We start from the raw sequence: 15,950 nt of genomic DNA on the forward strand, positions 1-15,950 counted from the left end.
CAACCTGTTTGCATACTGCAAACAGGTTGTTTAAAACTTAACGAGGTTCTACAATTAATTTTATTGCTGTACGCTCTTCGCCATCAATCATAATATCTGTAAACGCTGGGATACAAATCAGGTCCAAACCACTAGGCGCTACAAATCCTCTTGCGATTGCTACTGCCTTTACCGCTTGGTTCAATGCACCTGCACCAATAGCTTGAATTTCTGCTGTTCCGCGTTCGCGAATAACACCTGCAAGTGCACCAGCTACAGAATTAGGGACCGACGTTGCTTTAACTTTTAATATTTCCATTCCGCGTTTCCTCCTCGTTTCTTTAAAAAGTATTAGCAATTATTTCACTTTAACTTATATTCACGAGGAATGGCGCGTATTCCTGCTAAATTTTCGTAATTTTTCTAAAAAATTAAAATATAATAACTTATCTAAAATTTAACGGGAATTTACTCAAAAAATGGTTGATCGTCATTAATTAAAATACGTTCAATTTTCTTTGCTTTTCCTGTATTTGGATCCACATCAATTAACACTGCACTTAATTGCGTTCTACCATTTGTTACTTCAAATCGTACTGGTAAGTTTGTTAAAAACTTCTTCAATACTGCTTCTCTATCCATACCTAATATTCCATCATACGGCCCTGTCATTCCAACATCTGTAATGTATGCCGTTCCGCTTGGTAAAATACGGTTATCTGCTGTAGGGACATGCGTATGCGTACCTACTACTGCTGTAGCACGTCCATCTACATACCAACCTAGCGCTTGTTTTTCACTTGTAGTTTCCGCATGGAAGTCAACAAAGATAATATTCGTACGTTTTTTCGCAATATTAATTAATTCATCCACTTTACGGAATGGACAATCAATCGGAGGAAGGAAAGTACGTCCTTGTAAGTTAATAACTGCAACTTCTGTTCCATTACAGTTCACAAAGATAAGTCCTTTTCCTGGAGTTCCTTCTGGGAAGTTAGCTGGTCTTGCAAGATATTTTGCATCATCGATGAATTCAAATACTTCACGATTATCCCAAGCGTGGTTTCCAAGTGTAACTGCTTGCGCCCCACATTCTAAAAAGTTTCGATATATTTTTTCTGTAATCCCACGGCCACCTGCTGCGTTTTCTCCATTAATGATTGTTACTGTAGGTGTATATTTTTTCTTTAATGCCGGTACGTATTGTTGAATCATACCTCTACCAGGAGATCCTACTACATCCCCAACAAATAATATTCTCATATGTCTTACCCTTTCTATGTACTGCATTTTTTATTGCTATAGCATCAAGTAAATTCCTTATAATATGTTTATTATAAGTTTGTTTCACTTTTATACTATATAACTAACTGTCTTTATTTTATCCAATTCCAACACAAAAAAATAAAGTGGTGTTTCACCACTTTATTTTGCGTATTCCACTGCACGTGTTTCACGAATAACAGTTACTTTAATATGTCCTGGGTAATCCAGTTCATTTTCAATACGTTTTCGGATATCACGAGCTAAACGATGAGCTTCTAAGTCATCGATTGTATCTGGTTTTACCAAAATACGAACTTCACGTCCTGCTTGAATTGCAAATGACTTTTCAACGCCTTCATAAGACTCTGAAATCTCTTCTAACTTTTCAAGACGACGAATATAGTTTTCAAGTGTTTCACTACGAGCTCCCGGTCTTGCAGCTGATAAAGCATCTGCTGCTGCAACTAAAACTGCAATGATAGAAGTTGGTTCTGTGTCACCATGGTGAGATGCGATACTGTTTATAACTACAGGATGCTCTTTATATTTCGTTGCAAGTTCAACACCAATTTCAACGTGGCTTCCTTCTACTTCATGGTCAATCGCTTTTCCGATATCATGTAATAGACCTGCACGTCTTGCTAGTTTTTCATCCTCGCCAAGCTCTGCCGCCATAAGTCCAGTTAAATATGCAACTTCCATAGAGTGTTTTAAGACGTTTTGACCATAACTTGTACGGTATTTTAAACGACCTAAAATTTTAATTAAATCTGGATGTAATCCATGAACACCCACTTCAAACGTTGTTTGCTCTCCGACTTCGCGAATATACTCGTCCACTTCACGTCTTGATTTTTCGACCATCTCTTCAATACGCGCTGGGTGAATACGTCCGTCCTGTACTAGTTTATCAAGAGCGATACGAGCTGTTTCACGACGAATTGGGTCGAATCCAGAAAGGATTACTGCCTCTGGTGTATCATCGATAATTAAGTCAATACCCGTTAACGTTTCTAACGTACGAATATTACGACCTTCACGCCCGATAATACGTCCCTTCATTTCGTCATTTGGAAGATTTACAACCGAAACGGTTGTTTCAGCAACATGATCAGCTGCACATCTTTGCATTGCAAGAGATAAAATCTCTTTTGCTTTCTTATCCGCTTCTTCTTTCGCGCGAACTTCACTTTCTTTTACCATAACAGCGATTTCATGAGAAACTTCACTTTCTACTTTACCAAGAATAATTGCTTTCGCTTGTTCGCGTGTCAGATTGGAAATGCGCTCTAATTCTGTTTGTTGCTTTTGAACTAACTCTCCCACTTTGCTTTCCAACTCTTCAATCTGTTGTTGTCTCGCTACAAGAGATTCCTCTTTCTTCTCTAACTGTTGCTCGCGTTTATCGAGCGTTTCGTCTTTACGATCAAGGTTCTCTTCTTTTTGCATTAAACGATTTTCTTGTTTTTGTAATTCGCTTCTACGGTCACGAATTTCTAATTCAGCTTCTGTACGAAGTGTATGAATTTCATCCTTTGCTTCTAAAAGCGCTTCTTTCTTAAGTGCTTCAGCATCACGATTCGCTTCGTCTAAAATACGTCTCGCTTCATTAGCCGCACCATTAATCTTCGCTTCAGCAATAGACTTTCGAACAAAAAAGCCAACAACTGCACCGACTGTTGCAAGCAAAATGGAGATGAGTATCCAAACTGTACTCGTCATGATTTCACCTCCCCTTGCTATGAATGAAAAAAGACTGTCGGCATGTACATTGAATTACAACATACAGCAAAGACCGTCGTCCCGCTTTTTTAAGGGACTTTCTTCATTTCACAATTAAAATGTCATATTATTATTTCGGTAAGATTTAAACCTTACTCCGAATATTACTTCTCTTCTTGAGAAGAGTATATTGTATATAAGAAAAAATATACATTCTCATTGTATCTATCGTAATTTTCATTGTCAAGCGTTGTCTACTTTTACTTTCTTTGCCTTCAGCCTTGAATGTGACCTAAATTTTAAAAGTAAGGAGCCTACTATACTGGAAAACCTTAGTAATTCCCATTTCTTTTACTTAAAATATTTAAATATCCCTCTTTACACAACGCATTTGAAGTAAAAAAATATTTTTTATCTATAGTATTATGCTCCTTAATAGTAGATAAAAAAATAAAAGACACGAGGCCGTGTCTTTTATTTTTTTAATCAAGAAGAGTTGAATCTTCTGCGCCCTCAGCACCAGAATCTTCACTAATTCCGTGATGCTCACGAATAAAGAAAGCAATTTCTTCTCTTAAATCTGTATTTTCTTTTAAGAACTGCTTCGAATTTTCACGACCTTGTCCTAGGCGTTCTTCATTATAAGAATACCAAGCACCGCTCTTTTGAACGATATCAAGCTCAGAAGCCATATCCAAGATTTCACCTTCTCTTGAAATACCTTCTCCGTACATAATATCAACTTCAGCAACACGGAATGGTGGTGCTACTTTATTTTTCACTACTTTTACTTTTGTTTTATTACCAACGATGTCGTTACCTTGCTTTAATTGCTCCGCACGACGCACTTCAAGACGAACAGTTGAATAGAATTTCAACGCACGACCACCTGGAGTTGTTTCTGGGTTTCCGAACATAACCCCAACTTTTTCACGAATTTGGTTAATAAAGATTGCAATTGTTTTTGATTTGTTGATTGCTCCTGAAAGCTTACGAAGTGCTTGTGACATTAAACGTGCTTGTAAACCTACGTGTGAGTCACCCATGTCGCCTTCAATCTCTGCTTTCGGTACAAGAGCTGCTACAGAGTCAATTACGATAATGTCAACCGCACCACTTCGTACAAGTGCTTCCGCGATTTCTAATCCTTGCTCCCCTGTATCAGGCTGTGATAATAGTAATTCATCTATGTTAACGCCTAATTTTTGTGCATATACAGGATCCATTGCGTGCTCCGCATCGATGAATGCTGCTTGTCCACCTTGACGTTGTACTTCTGCAATTGCATGTAATGAAACTGTCGTTTTACCTGAACTTTCAGGTCCGTAAATTTCGATAATACGGCCACGTGGATATCCGCCTACCCCTAGTGCCACATCAAGTGCTAAAGAACCACTAGAAACCGTAGAAACTCTACGCTCCGCTTGTTCTCCTAATTTCATAATTGAACCTTTACCGAATTGCTTCTCTATTTGTTTTAACGCCATATCTAACGCTGCTTGACGATCACTCATTCAAAATTCCTCCTTAACTGAATTGCTAATCTTATTATACCTATTTTCAATTCAATTTGCCAACAAAAATCGAACATTTATTCGATTTTTTTATTTTCTATCAAATAATATCTAAATTTAACCGTAAAAAAACTAGAAGAAACTTATATCTCTTCTAGCTTTTTATATAAATGATAAAATCCATATTTTGCTGTTCGTTCTCTAATTTGTTGACGACTTCCGCTTAAATTAAGAGGAAAGACTACAGTTGGTTCATCCTTAATCGAAAGCCCAACAAATACTGTTCCTGGTTCTTTCTGTTCTGAAGCATCTGGCCCTGCTACCCCAGTGAAACTAATTCCAATATCCGCTTTTAGTACATCCTTAACATTTTCAGCAAGATAACGAGCACATTCTTTACTAACTGCACCATCAGTATGCAACACTTCTTCAGGCACACGTAAAACATATTGCTTCACATCATTATGATAACAAATGACACCGCCTTTAAACACAGAAGAAACACCAGCGGTTTCAGTTACTTGATTTCCAAAAAGACCACCTGTTAAACTTTCTGCACACGCTAAAGTTAACCCTTTTCTCTTCAATAACTCGATTGCCTTATAATGCAAAAATTCTTGGTCATATCCGTAGAAAAATTCTCCTACTCTTTCTAAAATCAAATCTTCCACATGTTGAATTAGTTTCTCCGCTTCGCTAACATTTTGATGCTTAGCGGTTAAACGTAATGTCACTTCTCCATCATTTGCTAACGGGGCAATTGTTGGGTTTGTTTGTCCATCAATTAAATCTTGAACTTTCACCTCTAATTGGGACTCCCCAATACCGAAGAAACGAAGCACACGAGAATAAATGTTTTCTCCTGTTGTAAAATTACGTAAAAAAGGCTCTACGTAACTTACATACATTGGTTTCATTTCTTTTGGCGGCCCTGGTAATAAAATATAAACTTTTCCGTTCTTATTTACCCCCATACCCGGCGCCATACCGTGGTCATTTGCAAATACTGTTGCTCCATTTAAAACGAGCGCTTGCTTTTTATTATTCTCCGTAAATTCACGGCCTGTACGCTTAAAGTAATTACTTATTAAGGCTAATGCCTTTTCATCATACACAAGCTCTTCATCTAAACTAGCAGCTATCGTTTCTTTCGTTAAATCATCTTTTGTCGGTCCTAATCCACCTGTAAAAATAAGTATATCAGCACGTTCTTCCGCAGCTTCAATCGCCTTTTGCAATCGCTTATTATTATCACCAACAACAGTATGATAGTACACGTTAATTCCGATTGAAGCTAACTTTTCAGATAAAAACTGGGCATTTGTATTTGCAATTTGTCCAAGTAATAATTCAGTTCCAACCGCAATAATCTCAGCATTCATCCCAATTCCCCCATAAACTTCTATTTTGAGTTTACAAAAGCAGCTCTATTTTTCCAGAAATAATCCCATCCTGAAATAACAGTAAAGATTAATGCAATCCATATGAAGATATCCGCAACTGGAATATGGATTAAATTTAAAGGTACATCGTGTAATAAATATGCTGCAATCGCAATAATTTGTGTCCATGTCTTAATTTTTCCTAGCTGGTTTGCTGCAACTACTTCCCCTGTTCCAGCAAGTACAAGACGTAAACCAGTTACCGCAAACTCACGACTGATAATTACAATAACAATCCAAGCCGGTACATATTGCATCTCTACCAATGTAATAAGTGCTGCCGAAACAAGTAATTTATCAGCTAACGGGTCAAGAAACTTCCCTAAATTCGTTACAAGATTATATTTTCTTGCGTAATGTCCATCAATCCAATCTGTAGCTGAAGCAATGATAAAGATAAGTGCCCCCACTAAATGTTGAATCGGTAAATCAACATCACCAATTTTGTATGAACCCCAATCAAAGGGTGCTAACATAATTACCATAAAAATTGGAATTAAGAAGATTCTAGATATTGTAATTTTATTTGGTAAATTCACAGCTATTCCTCCATCATATCAAAAACATTTGTTCATCGAAAAAAAGTCATCGAAGCGATGACTGTTATTGTGCAGGTTGCTCTATCCCTTGGTTTTTTATCACCAATCTTTGGTGAAGTTCTTTTTCTGGATCCAATGGATAAGCGACCACTTGGCCATTCAGTTTAACTTCAACATTCGTTGCATTTCCAATATTAAGTCGCACTTCTTTTAATGTTGATACATCACGTTTTTCTATTTGGCCCTCTTGTACTGTAGCGTTTAGAATCACATTCCCAGCATCATCTTTAACATCTACATAACTCGCACCTTTACCCGATAATTCCAGTTCTAATGTTTTATTATTATGAATTTCCAAAGTAGATACTTTTCCAGTTGTTCCAACTACTTTCACTTCTTGCTGTCCAGTTGGTTGTGCTGGTTGCTCCTCTTTCTTTGGTTCTTCTTTCTTTGGTTCCTCTTTTTTTGGCTCTTCCGCTTTCACTTCATCTTTCTTCGTATCTAACGGAGAATCTTTCGCTTTTTGAACTTCAATTTTCTCACTTTGAGCACTCGGAACTTTTTCATCATCTTTTCCAGTTAACGCTTGAAACACAAACCAGATTACCACTCCAACTGCGATTACTAACAGCGCAACTAAGATTTTCGGCATGTGATCTGCAATTGGCCATGATGAAGATTTTTGCATTGTTTCTTGTGTTTTTTGTCCCGTTGATACTTGTGGAACTTCACGCTTTTCAGATTGTGGTATCGTACTCTGATGTTCTACGAGCAGTTCCTCTCCATTTAATCCAACCGCATCTGCGTATTGTTTAATGAATGCACGCGCATAAAAAGCTCCTGGCAATACATCATAATTGCCTTCTTCAATTGCCACTAAATGGCGTTTTTGAATTTTTGTAATCTCATGCAGCTGATCAATAGACAAGCCTTTCGCTTCTCTTGCTTCTTTCAGCTTTTGTCCCAATTCCGTCACTACTAACACCTCAATATTTCTTTAAAAGTCAAACATAGAGAAATTATTTTGCGTACCTTGCTCAATTTCATCTACTAAATTATATTGAATTTCTTCATCATAATCGTTACGCAACTCGATAATATAATCAAAATCATCCAATGTGTATTCTGACTGACTCACAAATACATCAGGATGTTCCACAACTTTCGTTGCAGGCAATCTCATAATTTCACGAACGAGCTGCCAATGTCTTTCGTTAGCACGCTTCGTTGACACAATTCCATCTAGGATGAAAATATTGTCATCGCTATACTCATCTTCAATTAATTGACTACGAACAGTTTGCTTAATAAGAGTAGATGATACAAATAACCACCTTTTATTTGCACAAACACTTGCAGCAACAATGGATTCTGTTTTTCCGACACGAGGCATTCCGCGTATCCCAATTAGTTTATGGCCTTCTTTTTTCATAATTTCTGCCATAAAGTCTACAAGTAAGCCTAATTCATCACGCACAAATCGAAATGTTTTCTTATCATCTGCATCTCGTTGTATGTACCTACCATGTCTAACCGCTAGCTTATCTCTTAGCTTGGGCGGACGATATTTCGTTACCGTTATGTTATCCATCGTATTTAAAATTGATTCAAGTCTAGAGATTTGCTCTTGATTATCACACATAAGAAGTAACCCACGTCGTGCATTATCTACACCATTAATTGTGACAATATTAATGCCGAGCATACCGATTAACGAAGAAACGTCACCAAGCAAGCCAGGTCGGTTTTTATGTATTTCATATTCAAAATACCATTCAATCATCCAAGATCACTCCCCTTGCTTACTTTACACCTACGTACTATATTATATGATTTCACCTTAATAGGGAAGCTAAATGTATAATCTACCCTGTGTAATTATTATACAAAAAAAGTAGAGAGGAGAATCTCCTCTCTACTTTTACTTATGTTGTACGAACTTAACCATTAAATTTGCAATTGTATGTTGCTCCTGTTCATCAGCAACTTTCCAAAGCTCAGCTAATAATTTCTCTTGGTCATTGCGTCCTTCTACCTCATTAGCAAGATAGTCGCCAACACGAAACGCCATATCTGATACCGCACCGCCATCTAAACCTTTGTCTTGCGCTTGCTCTAAACGTTCTCCTAAAAAGCTCTTCCACTGATCAAAATTATCTAATACTGACATAATTAAGCACCTCACTATTGAGTAATAAAATCATCCTTAATTTGTGCAACTATTCATTTTTTATGTAAGAATTTTTTAGCAGTGCCAACCGCCATTCACTCCGATAATTTGTCCAGTTATGTAAGACGCTCCTGGTGATACGAGGAATGAAACTGTTTTCGCTACTTCTTCTGGTAATCCTATTCTACCTAATGGTATATCTTCAGCAATTCCCATTTTATCTTCTTCAGAAAAAACACTTAACATTTCCGTTTCAATTGCTCCTGGTGCTACTGCATTCACACGTAATCCACTTAAAGAAACTTCTTTCGCTAAAGCTTTCACATATGAATTTTGTGCCCCTTTTACCATTGAATAAAGCACTTCACAAGAAGCCCCTATTTGTCCCCATATAGATGAAACAATTACAATATTACCACTTCTTCTCCCGATCATAGGCGGAAGTGCCATAGAAAGTAATTTATATACGTTCTTCACTTGAAGTTCTACCATATAATCCAATTCATCGTTTGTTACATCTGTTACTAGTCCAAAAATACTCTTCCCAGCTGCGTATACAATAACATCAATAGGATGTTCAATTTGTCCCCACAATTGCTCTGCTCCATCACTAGAAGCTAAATTTGCTTGAACAGGGATAACTTCTCCCCATGCCTTCTGCAATTCCAATACCTTTTCTTCACTGTTATTGTAATGAACATAAACTGTATATCCATCTTGAATTAATTGTTTCGAAATAGCAGAGCCAATTCCTCCGCTCCCTCCAGTTACTAACGCATACTTTTTCATAAAGTCCCTCTCTTATCTCTACAAGTTCAATTTTCACATAACTAAATAATACCCTCATCTTACAATTTTTCAATGATAAGATGAGGGTATCTTTTTAATTTTATTTTTTCGGTAACACCTGACAAATACTCATTTTGTCTTCTGATAACAATAATTTCGCTACTTCTTGTAAGTCTTGAACGGTTAGTCCTTCTAATACAGTCAATGCGTCAAATAGGCTAGATTCATTAAACGCGTATCGTGTAAATTGATTTGCAATATATTCTGGTGAATTCAACGAGCGTAAAAAACCACCAATTTTCTTTTTCTTCACTCGTTCTAATGCCGCCGCATCTAATTGATCATAATCTGTTTTTAATAAAATATCTTTTAAACGATTTGCCAATTCATCAGGTTGTTTCGTATCACCGCCAACCATTGCAAAACCGAAGTTATTTTCTTCTGTATAGTCATACGAGAATGAATCATCAATAAGCCCTTCATTATATAAAGTTTCGTAATGAACAGAACTTTTCCCAAATAAATAATCTAAGAGTAACGTAAGCGCAATTTCTTGTTTTAAAAGCGCTTGCCCCTTTTCCTTTAAATTAGTCGCTTTAATACCAACTAAACATTTCGGTGTTTGCACAGGCATTGAAATAATTTTTTTCTTTTCATTTACCTCATTTGGTTCTTCTTCAAATGAACGCACAATTTCTGGCTGGTTTTTATAATCTTTTTTCGCTTGATTTTCACGTACTAAATCCATTGTTTTCTCTGGATCAATTGCACCCACAACAAATAATAACATATTGCTCGGATGATAAAATGTTTCATAACATTCATACAATAAATCTTTCGTAATTTTACTAATAGATTCGATTGTCCCTGCAATATCAATTTTAATTGGGTGTTTTACAAACAAGCTATCAATTAACCCGAAGTACAAACGCCAATCTGGGTTATCTTGATACATTTGAATTTCTTGCCCAATTATCCCCTTCTCTTTTTCAACCGTTTTTTCAGAGAAATAAGGCTCTTGCACGAAGTTTAGCAATGTATTTAAATTTTGTTCTACGTTTGAAGTACATGAAAAAAGGTAAGCTGTTCGTGTAAAGGATGTAAAAGCATTTGCCGATGCTCCTTGTTTACTAAACAATTGGAAAGCATCGTGATCTTCTTTTTCAAATAATTTATGCTCAAGAAAATGTGCAATTCCATCAGGCACACGAATCATTTCTTCTTTCCCTAATGGTACAAATGTATTATCTACAGAACCATATTTCGTCGTAAACGTCGCAAATGTTTTATTAAATCCTTGTTTCGGTAAAACATATACATCTAATCCATTAGGAAGTTTTTCATAATAGAGTGTTTCTTTTAATTGCTCATAAACAATTTTCTCCATTTACTCTCCCTCCGTTCCTTGTAAAAAGTAAATTGTATCTAGTTCAATATTTTTAGCAACTTTTACAATTTCTTCTTTCGTCACACTTTCTATGCCTGTAAGCCATTCTTCAACTGGACGTGTACGATCTGAAATAATACCATGATATAGCATTTCTACAAAGCCACGTGGTGTATCAATTGCCTCTAATATTTGATTTTGGATGACACTTTTTGTTTGATGTATTTCTTCTTCAGAAAACTCTCCGTTTTGCATCGCAAGCATTTGTTCTTTAATAATCTCAACTGCTTTTTCATAATTTTTCGCTTCGATTCCTGACATAACAAATAATAAACCTTTATGACTTTCAAAGCGCGATGCTGCATAGTACGCTAAACTATTTTTTTCACGCACATTTACGAATAACTTCGAATGAGAAAAGCCACCAAACAATCCATTGAACAATTGCAATGCAAAATAATCTTCATCTTTATATGTGACAAATGTACGATAACCGATGTGTAATTTACTTTGTTTTAATTCTTGTTTTTCAACAACTTCTTTTTCTTCATTATTTCGTCTATGAAGGAGTACATTTCTTTCTCTCACTGGACGAGTTGAAATAGAAAAATACTTACTTACAAGATCAACGGCGTTTTCTGAAATATCACCAATAATATATAGATCCATTTCATCTTCCGCTAACACCTTTTGATAATATTGATACAAACTTTCATTTGTAATAGACATAACACTCTCTTTTTTTCCATTTGCACTTAAACGATACGGTTCTACTTTGCACATTTCTTCAATTAAACGCTCGTTTGCATAACGCATTTTATCATCATAAGTAGCTTCAATTCTCTGTAACAGTGCTCTTTTTTCACTTTCTACGATAGAAGATAGGAAACCGTTCCCCTCCGTTGCTGGATGTAACACAATATCTGACAACATAGAAAGCGCTTTTTCAAATAACGGTGGTGCATCATGTAAATAAACTTCATTTGCAATGTCTACATAAATGGAGATAATATGGTCTTCCCCTTTTTTACTTACATCTACCGCTAAAGAAGATCCGTATAATTCTTCTAAATATTGACGAAGACGAATTACAGAAGGTAATTTTTCTGTCGCACTTTGCAATACGTATGGCAATAGGGCACGCTCTGTCACCGTCTCCTCATTTAAAGGCGCTTTAAAACGAAATACAAAGGTATTCGTTTTATATTTATCAGTCGGAATAATATGTACGCGCAAACCACCTAACTCATGTAGTTGTTGTTCCATTAGTTTCATTTATAGCCCTCCTTTACGTATATAGGAATATTCCTCTTCAATATACAGTTTTTAGAAATAAAAAATCAACTTTTCTCCCTTATTATGCTTACATATGATTCTTTCTAAAAACTTTAATATGTAAGGAACATAGTAAAATTCCGTATTAAATATATTCTATGTAAAAAAGCCCACACTAATGTGCGAGCTTTTTTATACTTATAAAATACTTATCGTTTTCCTTTTTCATAAGGAGTTCCTAAAGCTTTGGGAGCTTCAGAACGACCTACAAAACCGACAAGCGCTAATATTGTGAATATATATGGTAATATCGTTAATAAAACACTTGGAATTTGATCTAATACAGGGATTGTTCCGCCCGTTACACTTAGAGATTGCGCAAAACCAAAGAATAGAGCTGCACCTAGTGCGCCTAGTGGATTCCACTTTCCAAAAATCATAGCAGCTAAAGCTAAGAAACCTTGTCCTGTAATAGTTGCCCCTGAGAAGTTATTAGAAATTGACATTGCAAAAATCGCTCCACCAATTCCAGCAAACACTCCTGAAATACAGACTCCAATATAGCGCATTTTATATACGTTAATCCCCATCGTATCCGCTGCCATTGGGTGTTCACCAACAGCACGTAGACGAAGACCGAACGGTGTTTTATAAATAACATACCAAACAACGAATGCTAAAATAATGGCAATATATGACGTTATTGGTACGTTCGAGAAAAATATTTTCCCTAAAACCGGAATATCCGAAAGGCCTGGAATATCAATCTTTTCAATACGATACTGAATAAAGTCAGTCTGCCCTTTATCAAAAATCTTCTTAATTGCAAATACTGTTAAACCAAGAGATAAGAAGTTAATGGCTACACCACTTACAACTTGATCTGCTCGGAATGTAATAGAAGCTACCGCATGAAGTAATGCAAATAACCCACTACCAATTGCCGCAAATAGTAACGCAATCCACGGAGTCATCGTTCCCCAAGTATCACCCATTAATAAGTTTGTAACGACTCCAATAAATGCACCAAATAGCATTAGTCCTTCTAATCCGATGTTTACAACACCCGATCGTTCACTAAATACACCACCTAGTGCTGTGAAAATGATAGGTGCCGATGTATATAACGTACCCGTCACAAGAATGGCTAATATATCTAAAAAGCTCATTTATTTCCCCTCCTTGCTCATGCGTGTAAGCGCCCATCTTAACACATAACTACATGCAACAAAGAAGATGATACATGCAATAATTACATTAATAAGCTCTGACGGTACATCTGCCTCAAAGTTCATTTGAGGGGAAGCACTTTTCAAACCACCAAATAATAAAGCTGAAAGGATTATACCAAACGGATTATTCCCTCCAAGTAATGCTACGGCAATCCCATCAAATCCTACTCCTGTAAACGAAGACATCGCTGTCATACTCTGGAATGTCCCTAATCCTTCCATCGCTCCACCAATCCCCGCAAATGCACCAGCAATTGTCATGGAGAATACTACATTACGAGAAACTTTCATACCTGCATATTGAGAAGCATGCTGATTAAATCCTACTGACTTTAATTCGTAACCTAAAGTTGTTCGATCTAATAAGAACCACATTAAAATAGCGATTAAAATTGCTACAATAATTCCCCAGTGTAGACGTGAACCATCAGTAATAGAAGCAAGCCAGTCTGAAGATAGTGACGCACTCTCTTTAATATCATACGTTTTGTCATTACCCGCATGTAAGAAACGCTTAATGATGTCATACGTTACATACAAAGCGATATAGTTCATCATAATAGTTACAATAACTTCATTCACTTGAAACTTCCCTTTTAAATATCCCGGAATGAAGCCCCAAATTCCGCCCACCAATGCTGCAAATAAAATAGATAATGGAATATGAAGGAAAGCTGGTAGTGAGACTGCATAACCGAACCAAACCGCTGCAAGCCAACCAACTAACAATTGACCCTCTACCCCGATATTAAATAAACCTGTACGAAATGCAAACGCCACCGATAAGCCAGCAAGAATAAGCGGTATCATTGTACGAAGCGTTTCACCAATCGCACTTGCGCTGCCGAACATTCCTGTCCAAAGTGCACTATAACCAACAATTGGATCATAGCCACTAACTAGCATTACAATCGCTCCTACAAGTAAGCCGAAAATAACGGATAGTACTGGGACTAAAATATTTATCGTTCGTTCTGTTAAAAGCTTTTTAGCCATTTGTACCCACCTGCTCCTTCTTTGTTCCTCCAGCCATTAACAATCCAAGCTGTTGTTCATTCGTTTCTTTCGCATCAACTATTGCTACAATTTCCCCTTCATAAATAACAGCAATTCGATCGCTAACATTTAAGATTTCATCTAACTCTAATGATAAAAGTAATACACCTTTTCCTTTATCCCTTTGCTCTATTAATCTCTTATGAATAAATTCAATTGCTCCTACATCTAAACCACGTGTTGGCTGTGCCGCAATTAATAAATCTGGATTTCGGTCTACTTCACGTGCAATAATTGCTTTTTGTTGATTCCCCCCAGATAGAGCGCGTGCTAACGTTTGCTCACTAGGTGTACGCACATCAAACTGTTCAATAAGAGCCTTTGCTTTTTCTGTAATTTTGCTGAAATTTAAAATCCCTTTCTTTGAAAATGGATTTTTATAATACGTTTGCAGAACTATATTATCTCTAACAGAAAAATCAAGAACGAGCCCGTGTTTATGACGATCTTCTGGAATATGACCAATTCCTTCTTCTGTTATTCTTCTAACAGGCCAATTTGTTATTTCTTTTCCTTTAATTGCAATAGAACCTGACTCAACTTTTCGTAAACCAGTAATTGCTTCTATTAATTCACTTTGTCCGTTTCCATCAATCCCTGCAATCCCAACAATTTCCCCCGCACGAACAGTTAAGTCAAGGCCTTTTACAGCAGGTAGTTGACGTGCATCGTGAACAACAAGGTTTGCAATTGAAAGTACCTCTTCTTTTGGCTTCGCGTCTATTTTTTCTGTTTTAAAATTCACTTGACGTCCGACCATTAATTCTGCAAGTTTATTTTCATCCGTATTTGCAACGTCAACCGTTCCAATCCCTTTTCCTTTACGAATAATCGTACAACGATCGCAAACTTCCATAATTTCTTTCAACTTATGTGTAATAAGAACAATAGATTTTCCTTCTTGCACAAGCTTTTTCATAATTTGAATTAGCTCATGAATTTCTTGCGGTGTTAACACAGCTGTTGGTTCATCAAATATTAAAATTTCTGCACCGCGGTAAAGAGTTTTCAAAATCTCAACACGCTGCTGCATACCAACTGAAATATCCTGTATTTTCGCATATGGATCTACAGATAAACCGTATTGTTCAGACAGTTTTTGAATTTCTTTAGCAGCTTCCTCAACAGCAATTTTCCCTTTTTTCTTCGGTTCATTTCCGAGAATAATATTCTCTGTAACTGTAAAATTATGAACAAGCATAAAGTGTTGATGGACCATTCCAATACCAAGGTCATTTGCTATATTCGGATTTGTGATTTTTACAGGTTTACCTTTAATTTTAATTTCACCCTGCTCTGGTTGGTACAAACCAAATAGTACATTCATCAATGTGGATTTCCCTGCACCATTTTCTCCAAGTAAAGCATGTATCTCACCCTGCTTTACTTGCAGCGTAATATCATCATTCGCTACAATGCCTGGGAATACTTTCGTAATGTTATTCATCTCAATTACGTATTCCATTGTGTTCCTCCTTTTAACAGGGAACATTCCCTATTACACTATTAACTTATTAAGCAATTCGGAAGTTTTATACATACAAAGGTTAGTTCTATGAACTAACCTTTGCTATTTCTC

At 36.5% G+C, this 15,950-nt stretch carries 15 protein-coding genes; all 15 read right to left on the reverse strand.

Annotated elements, in window-relative coordinates; genetic code table 11:
* Nucleotides 1-37 precede the first annotated feature (37 nt).
* The 15 genes from spoVS to MHH55_RS12970 all read right to left on the reverse strand — a co-directional run bounded on the left by spoVS (nucleotide 38) and on the right by MHH55_RS12970 (nucleotide 15,836).
* Nucleotides 38-298 carry a stage V sporulation protein SpoVS gene (gene spoVS / locus MHH55_RS12900; RefSeq protein ID WP_000404341.1) on the reverse strand — a complete coding sequence of 87 codons (261 nt, stop codon included), beginning with the start codon at nucleotides 296-298 and terminating at the stop codon, nucleotides 38-40.
* Between the two features lie 149 nt (nucleotides 299-447).
* Nucleotides 448-1,242, reverse strand: a complete 795-nt coding sequence (locus tag MHH55_RS12905) for a TIGR00282 family metallophosphoesterase (RefSeq protein ID WP_001221095.1) — start codon at nucleotides 1,240-1,242, stop codon at nucleotides 448-450.
* A 162-nt stretch (nucleotides 1,243-1,404) separates the two neighbouring features.
* Nucleotides 1,405-2,967, reverse strand: coding sequence for a ribonuclease Y (rny, locus tag MHH55_RS12910; protein ID WP_000204911.1), 1,563 nt, complete (start codon nucleotides 2,965-2,967; stop codon nucleotides 1,405-1,407).
* A 482-nt stretch (nucleotides 2,968-3,449) separates the two neighbouring features.
* Nucleotides 3,450-4,481, reverse strand: a complete 1,032-nt coding sequence (gene recA, locus MHH55_RS12915; RefSeq protein WP_001283860.1) for a recombinase RecA — start codon at nucleotides 4,479-4,481, stop codon at nucleotides 3,450-3,452.
* Nucleotides 4,482-4,624: 143 nt separating this feature from the next.
* On the reverse strand, nucleotides 4,625-5,863 hold the full coding sequence (cinA, locus tag MHH55_RS12920; protein WP_000990692.1) for a competence/damage-inducible protein CinA: 1,239 nt from the start codon (nucleotides 5,861-5,863) through the stop codon (nucleotides 4,625-4,627).
* Between the two features lie 20 nt (nucleotides 5,864-5,883).
* The gene (gene pgsA / locus MHH55_RS12925) at nucleotides 5,884-6,462 is read right to left on the reverse strand and encodes a CDP-diacylglycerol--glycerol-3-phosphate 3-phosphatidyltransferase (protein ID WP_001052967.1); all 579 of its coding nucleotides are present in this window, start codon (nucleotides 6,460-6,462) and stop codon (nucleotides 5,884-5,886) included.
* Between the two features lie 64 nt (nucleotides 6,463-6,526).
* Complete coding sequence (locus MHH55_RS12930; RefSeq protein WP_000137461.1) at nucleotides 6,527-7,438, reverse strand: helix-turn-helix domain-containing protein; 912 nt, start codon at nucleotides 7,436-7,438, stop codon at nucleotides 6,527-6,529.
* Between the two features lie 21 nt (nucleotides 7,439-7,459).
* Nucleotides 7,460-8,245 (reverse strand): DUF3388 domain-containing protein, encoded by a 786-nt coding sequence (locus MHH55_RS12935; RefSeq protein WP_000574107.1) that lies wholly within the window; start codon nucleotides 8,243-8,245, stop codon nucleotides 7,460-7,462.
* A 138-nt stretch (nucleotides 8,246-8,383) separates the two neighbouring features.
* Complete coding sequence (locus MHH55_RS12940) at nucleotides 8,384-8,632, reverse strand: DUF3243 domain-containing protein (RefSeq protein WP_000114450.1); 249 nt, start codon at nucleotides 8,630-8,632, stop codon at nucleotides 8,384-8,386.
* A gap of 75 nt (nucleotides 8,633-8,707) precedes the next feature.
* Complete coding sequence (gene ymfI, locus MHH55_RS12945) at nucleotides 8,708-9,421, reverse strand: elongation factor P 5-aminopentanone reductase (RefSeq protein ID WP_000759604.1); 714 nt, start codon at nucleotides 9,419-9,421, stop codon at nucleotides 8,708-8,710.
* Nucleotides 9,422-9,521: 100 nt separating this feature from the next.
* Entirely contained in the window at nucleotides 9,522-10,808 is a 1,287-nt protein-coding gene (gene yfmH / locus MHH55_RS12950) for an EF-P 5-aminopentanol modification-associated protein YfmH (RefSeq protein ID WP_000411976.1), read from the reverse strand.
* A complete protein-coding gene (yfmF, locus tag MHH55_RS12955; RefSeq protein ID WP_000772418.1) occupies nucleotides 10,809-12,083 on the reverse strand; it encodes an EF-P 5-aminopentanol modification-associated protein YfmF in 1,275 nt (424 codons plus the stop codon).
* 209 nt (nucleotides 12,084-12,292) lie between these two features.
* Nucleotides 12,293-13,252, reverse strand: a complete 960-nt coding sequence (locus MHH55_RS12960; RefSeq protein ID WP_000008856.1) for an ABC transporter permease — start codon at nucleotides 13,250-13,252, stop codon at nucleotides 12,293-12,295.
* Nucleotides 13,253-14,311: an ABC transporter permease gene (locus MHH55_RS12965; RefSeq protein ID WP_001085254.1), complete on the reverse strand. Its 1,059-nt coding sequence runs from the start codon at nucleotides 14,309-14,311 to the stop codon at nucleotides 13,253-13,255.
* Entirely contained in the window at nucleotides 14,304-15,836 is a 1,533-nt protein-coding gene (locus tag MHH55_RS12970) for an ABC transporter ATP-binding protein (RefSeq protein ID WP_000456914.1), read from the reverse strand. Before MHH55_RS12970 ends, MHH55_RS12965 begins: the two co-directional genes overlap by 8 nt.
* Nucleotides 15,837-15,950: the final 114 nt, after the last annotated feature.

The sequence above is a fragment of the Bacillus sp. FSL K6-2944 genome (assembly GCF_038005385.1).
GTDB classification, from domain to species: Bacteria; Bacillota; Bacilli; order Bacillales; family Bacillaceae_G; genus Bacillus_A; species Bacillus_A cereus.

Excerpts from the sequence above, each read along its gene's own strand:
- spoVS (WP_000404341.1), bottom strand. The coding sequence starts at position 298 with ATGGAAATATTAAAAGTTAAAGCAACGTCGGTCCCTAATTCTGTAGCT.
- MHH55_RS12905 (WP_001221095.1), bottom strand. The coding sequence starts at position 1,242 with ATGAGAATATTATTTGTTGGGGATGTAGTAGGATCTCCTGGTAGAGGT.
- rny (WP_000204911.1), bottom strand. The coding sequence starts at position 2,967 with ATGACGAGTACAGTTTGGATACTCATCTCCATTTTGCTTGCAACAGTC.
- recA (WP_001283860.1), bottom strand. The coding sequence starts at position 4,481 with ATGAGTGATCGTCAAGCAGCGTTAGATATGGCGTTAAAACAAATAGAG.
- cinA (WP_000990692.1), bottom strand. The coding sequence starts at position 5,863 with ATGAATGCTGAGATTATTGCGGTTGGAACTGAATTATTACTTGGACAA.
- MHH55_RS12935 (WP_000574107.1), bottom strand. The coding sequence starts at position 8,245 with ATGATTGAATGGTATTTTGAATATGAAATACATAAAAACCGACCTGGC.
- MHH55_RS12940 (WP_000114450.1), bottom strand. The coding sequence starts at position 8,632 with ATGTCAGTATTAGATAATTTTGATCAGTGGAAGAGCTTTTTAGGAGAA.
- ymfI (WP_000759604.1), bottom strand. The coding sequence starts at position 9,421 with ATGAAAAAGTATGCGTTAGTAACTGGAGGGAGCGGAGGAATTGGCTCT.
- yfmH (WP_000411976.1), bottom strand. The coding sequence starts at position 10,808 with ATGGAGAAAATTGTTTATGAGCAATTAAAAGAAACACTCTATTATGAA.
- yfmF (WP_000772418.1), bottom strand. The coding sequence starts at position 12,083 with ATGAAACTAATGGAACAACAACTACATGAGTTAGGTGGTTTGCGCGTA.
- MHH55_RS12960 (WP_000008856.1), bottom strand. The coding sequence starts at position 13,252 with ATGAGCTTTTTAGATATATTAGCCATTCTTGTGACGGGTACGTTATAT.
- MHH55_RS12965 (WP_001085254.1), bottom strand. The coding sequence starts at position 14,311 with ATGGCTAAAAAGCTTTTAACAGAACGAACGATAAATATTTTAGTCCCA.
- MHH55_RS12970 (WP_000456914.1), bottom strand. The coding sequence starts at position 15,836 with ATGGAATACGTAATTGAGATGAATAACATTACGAAAGTATTCCCAGGC.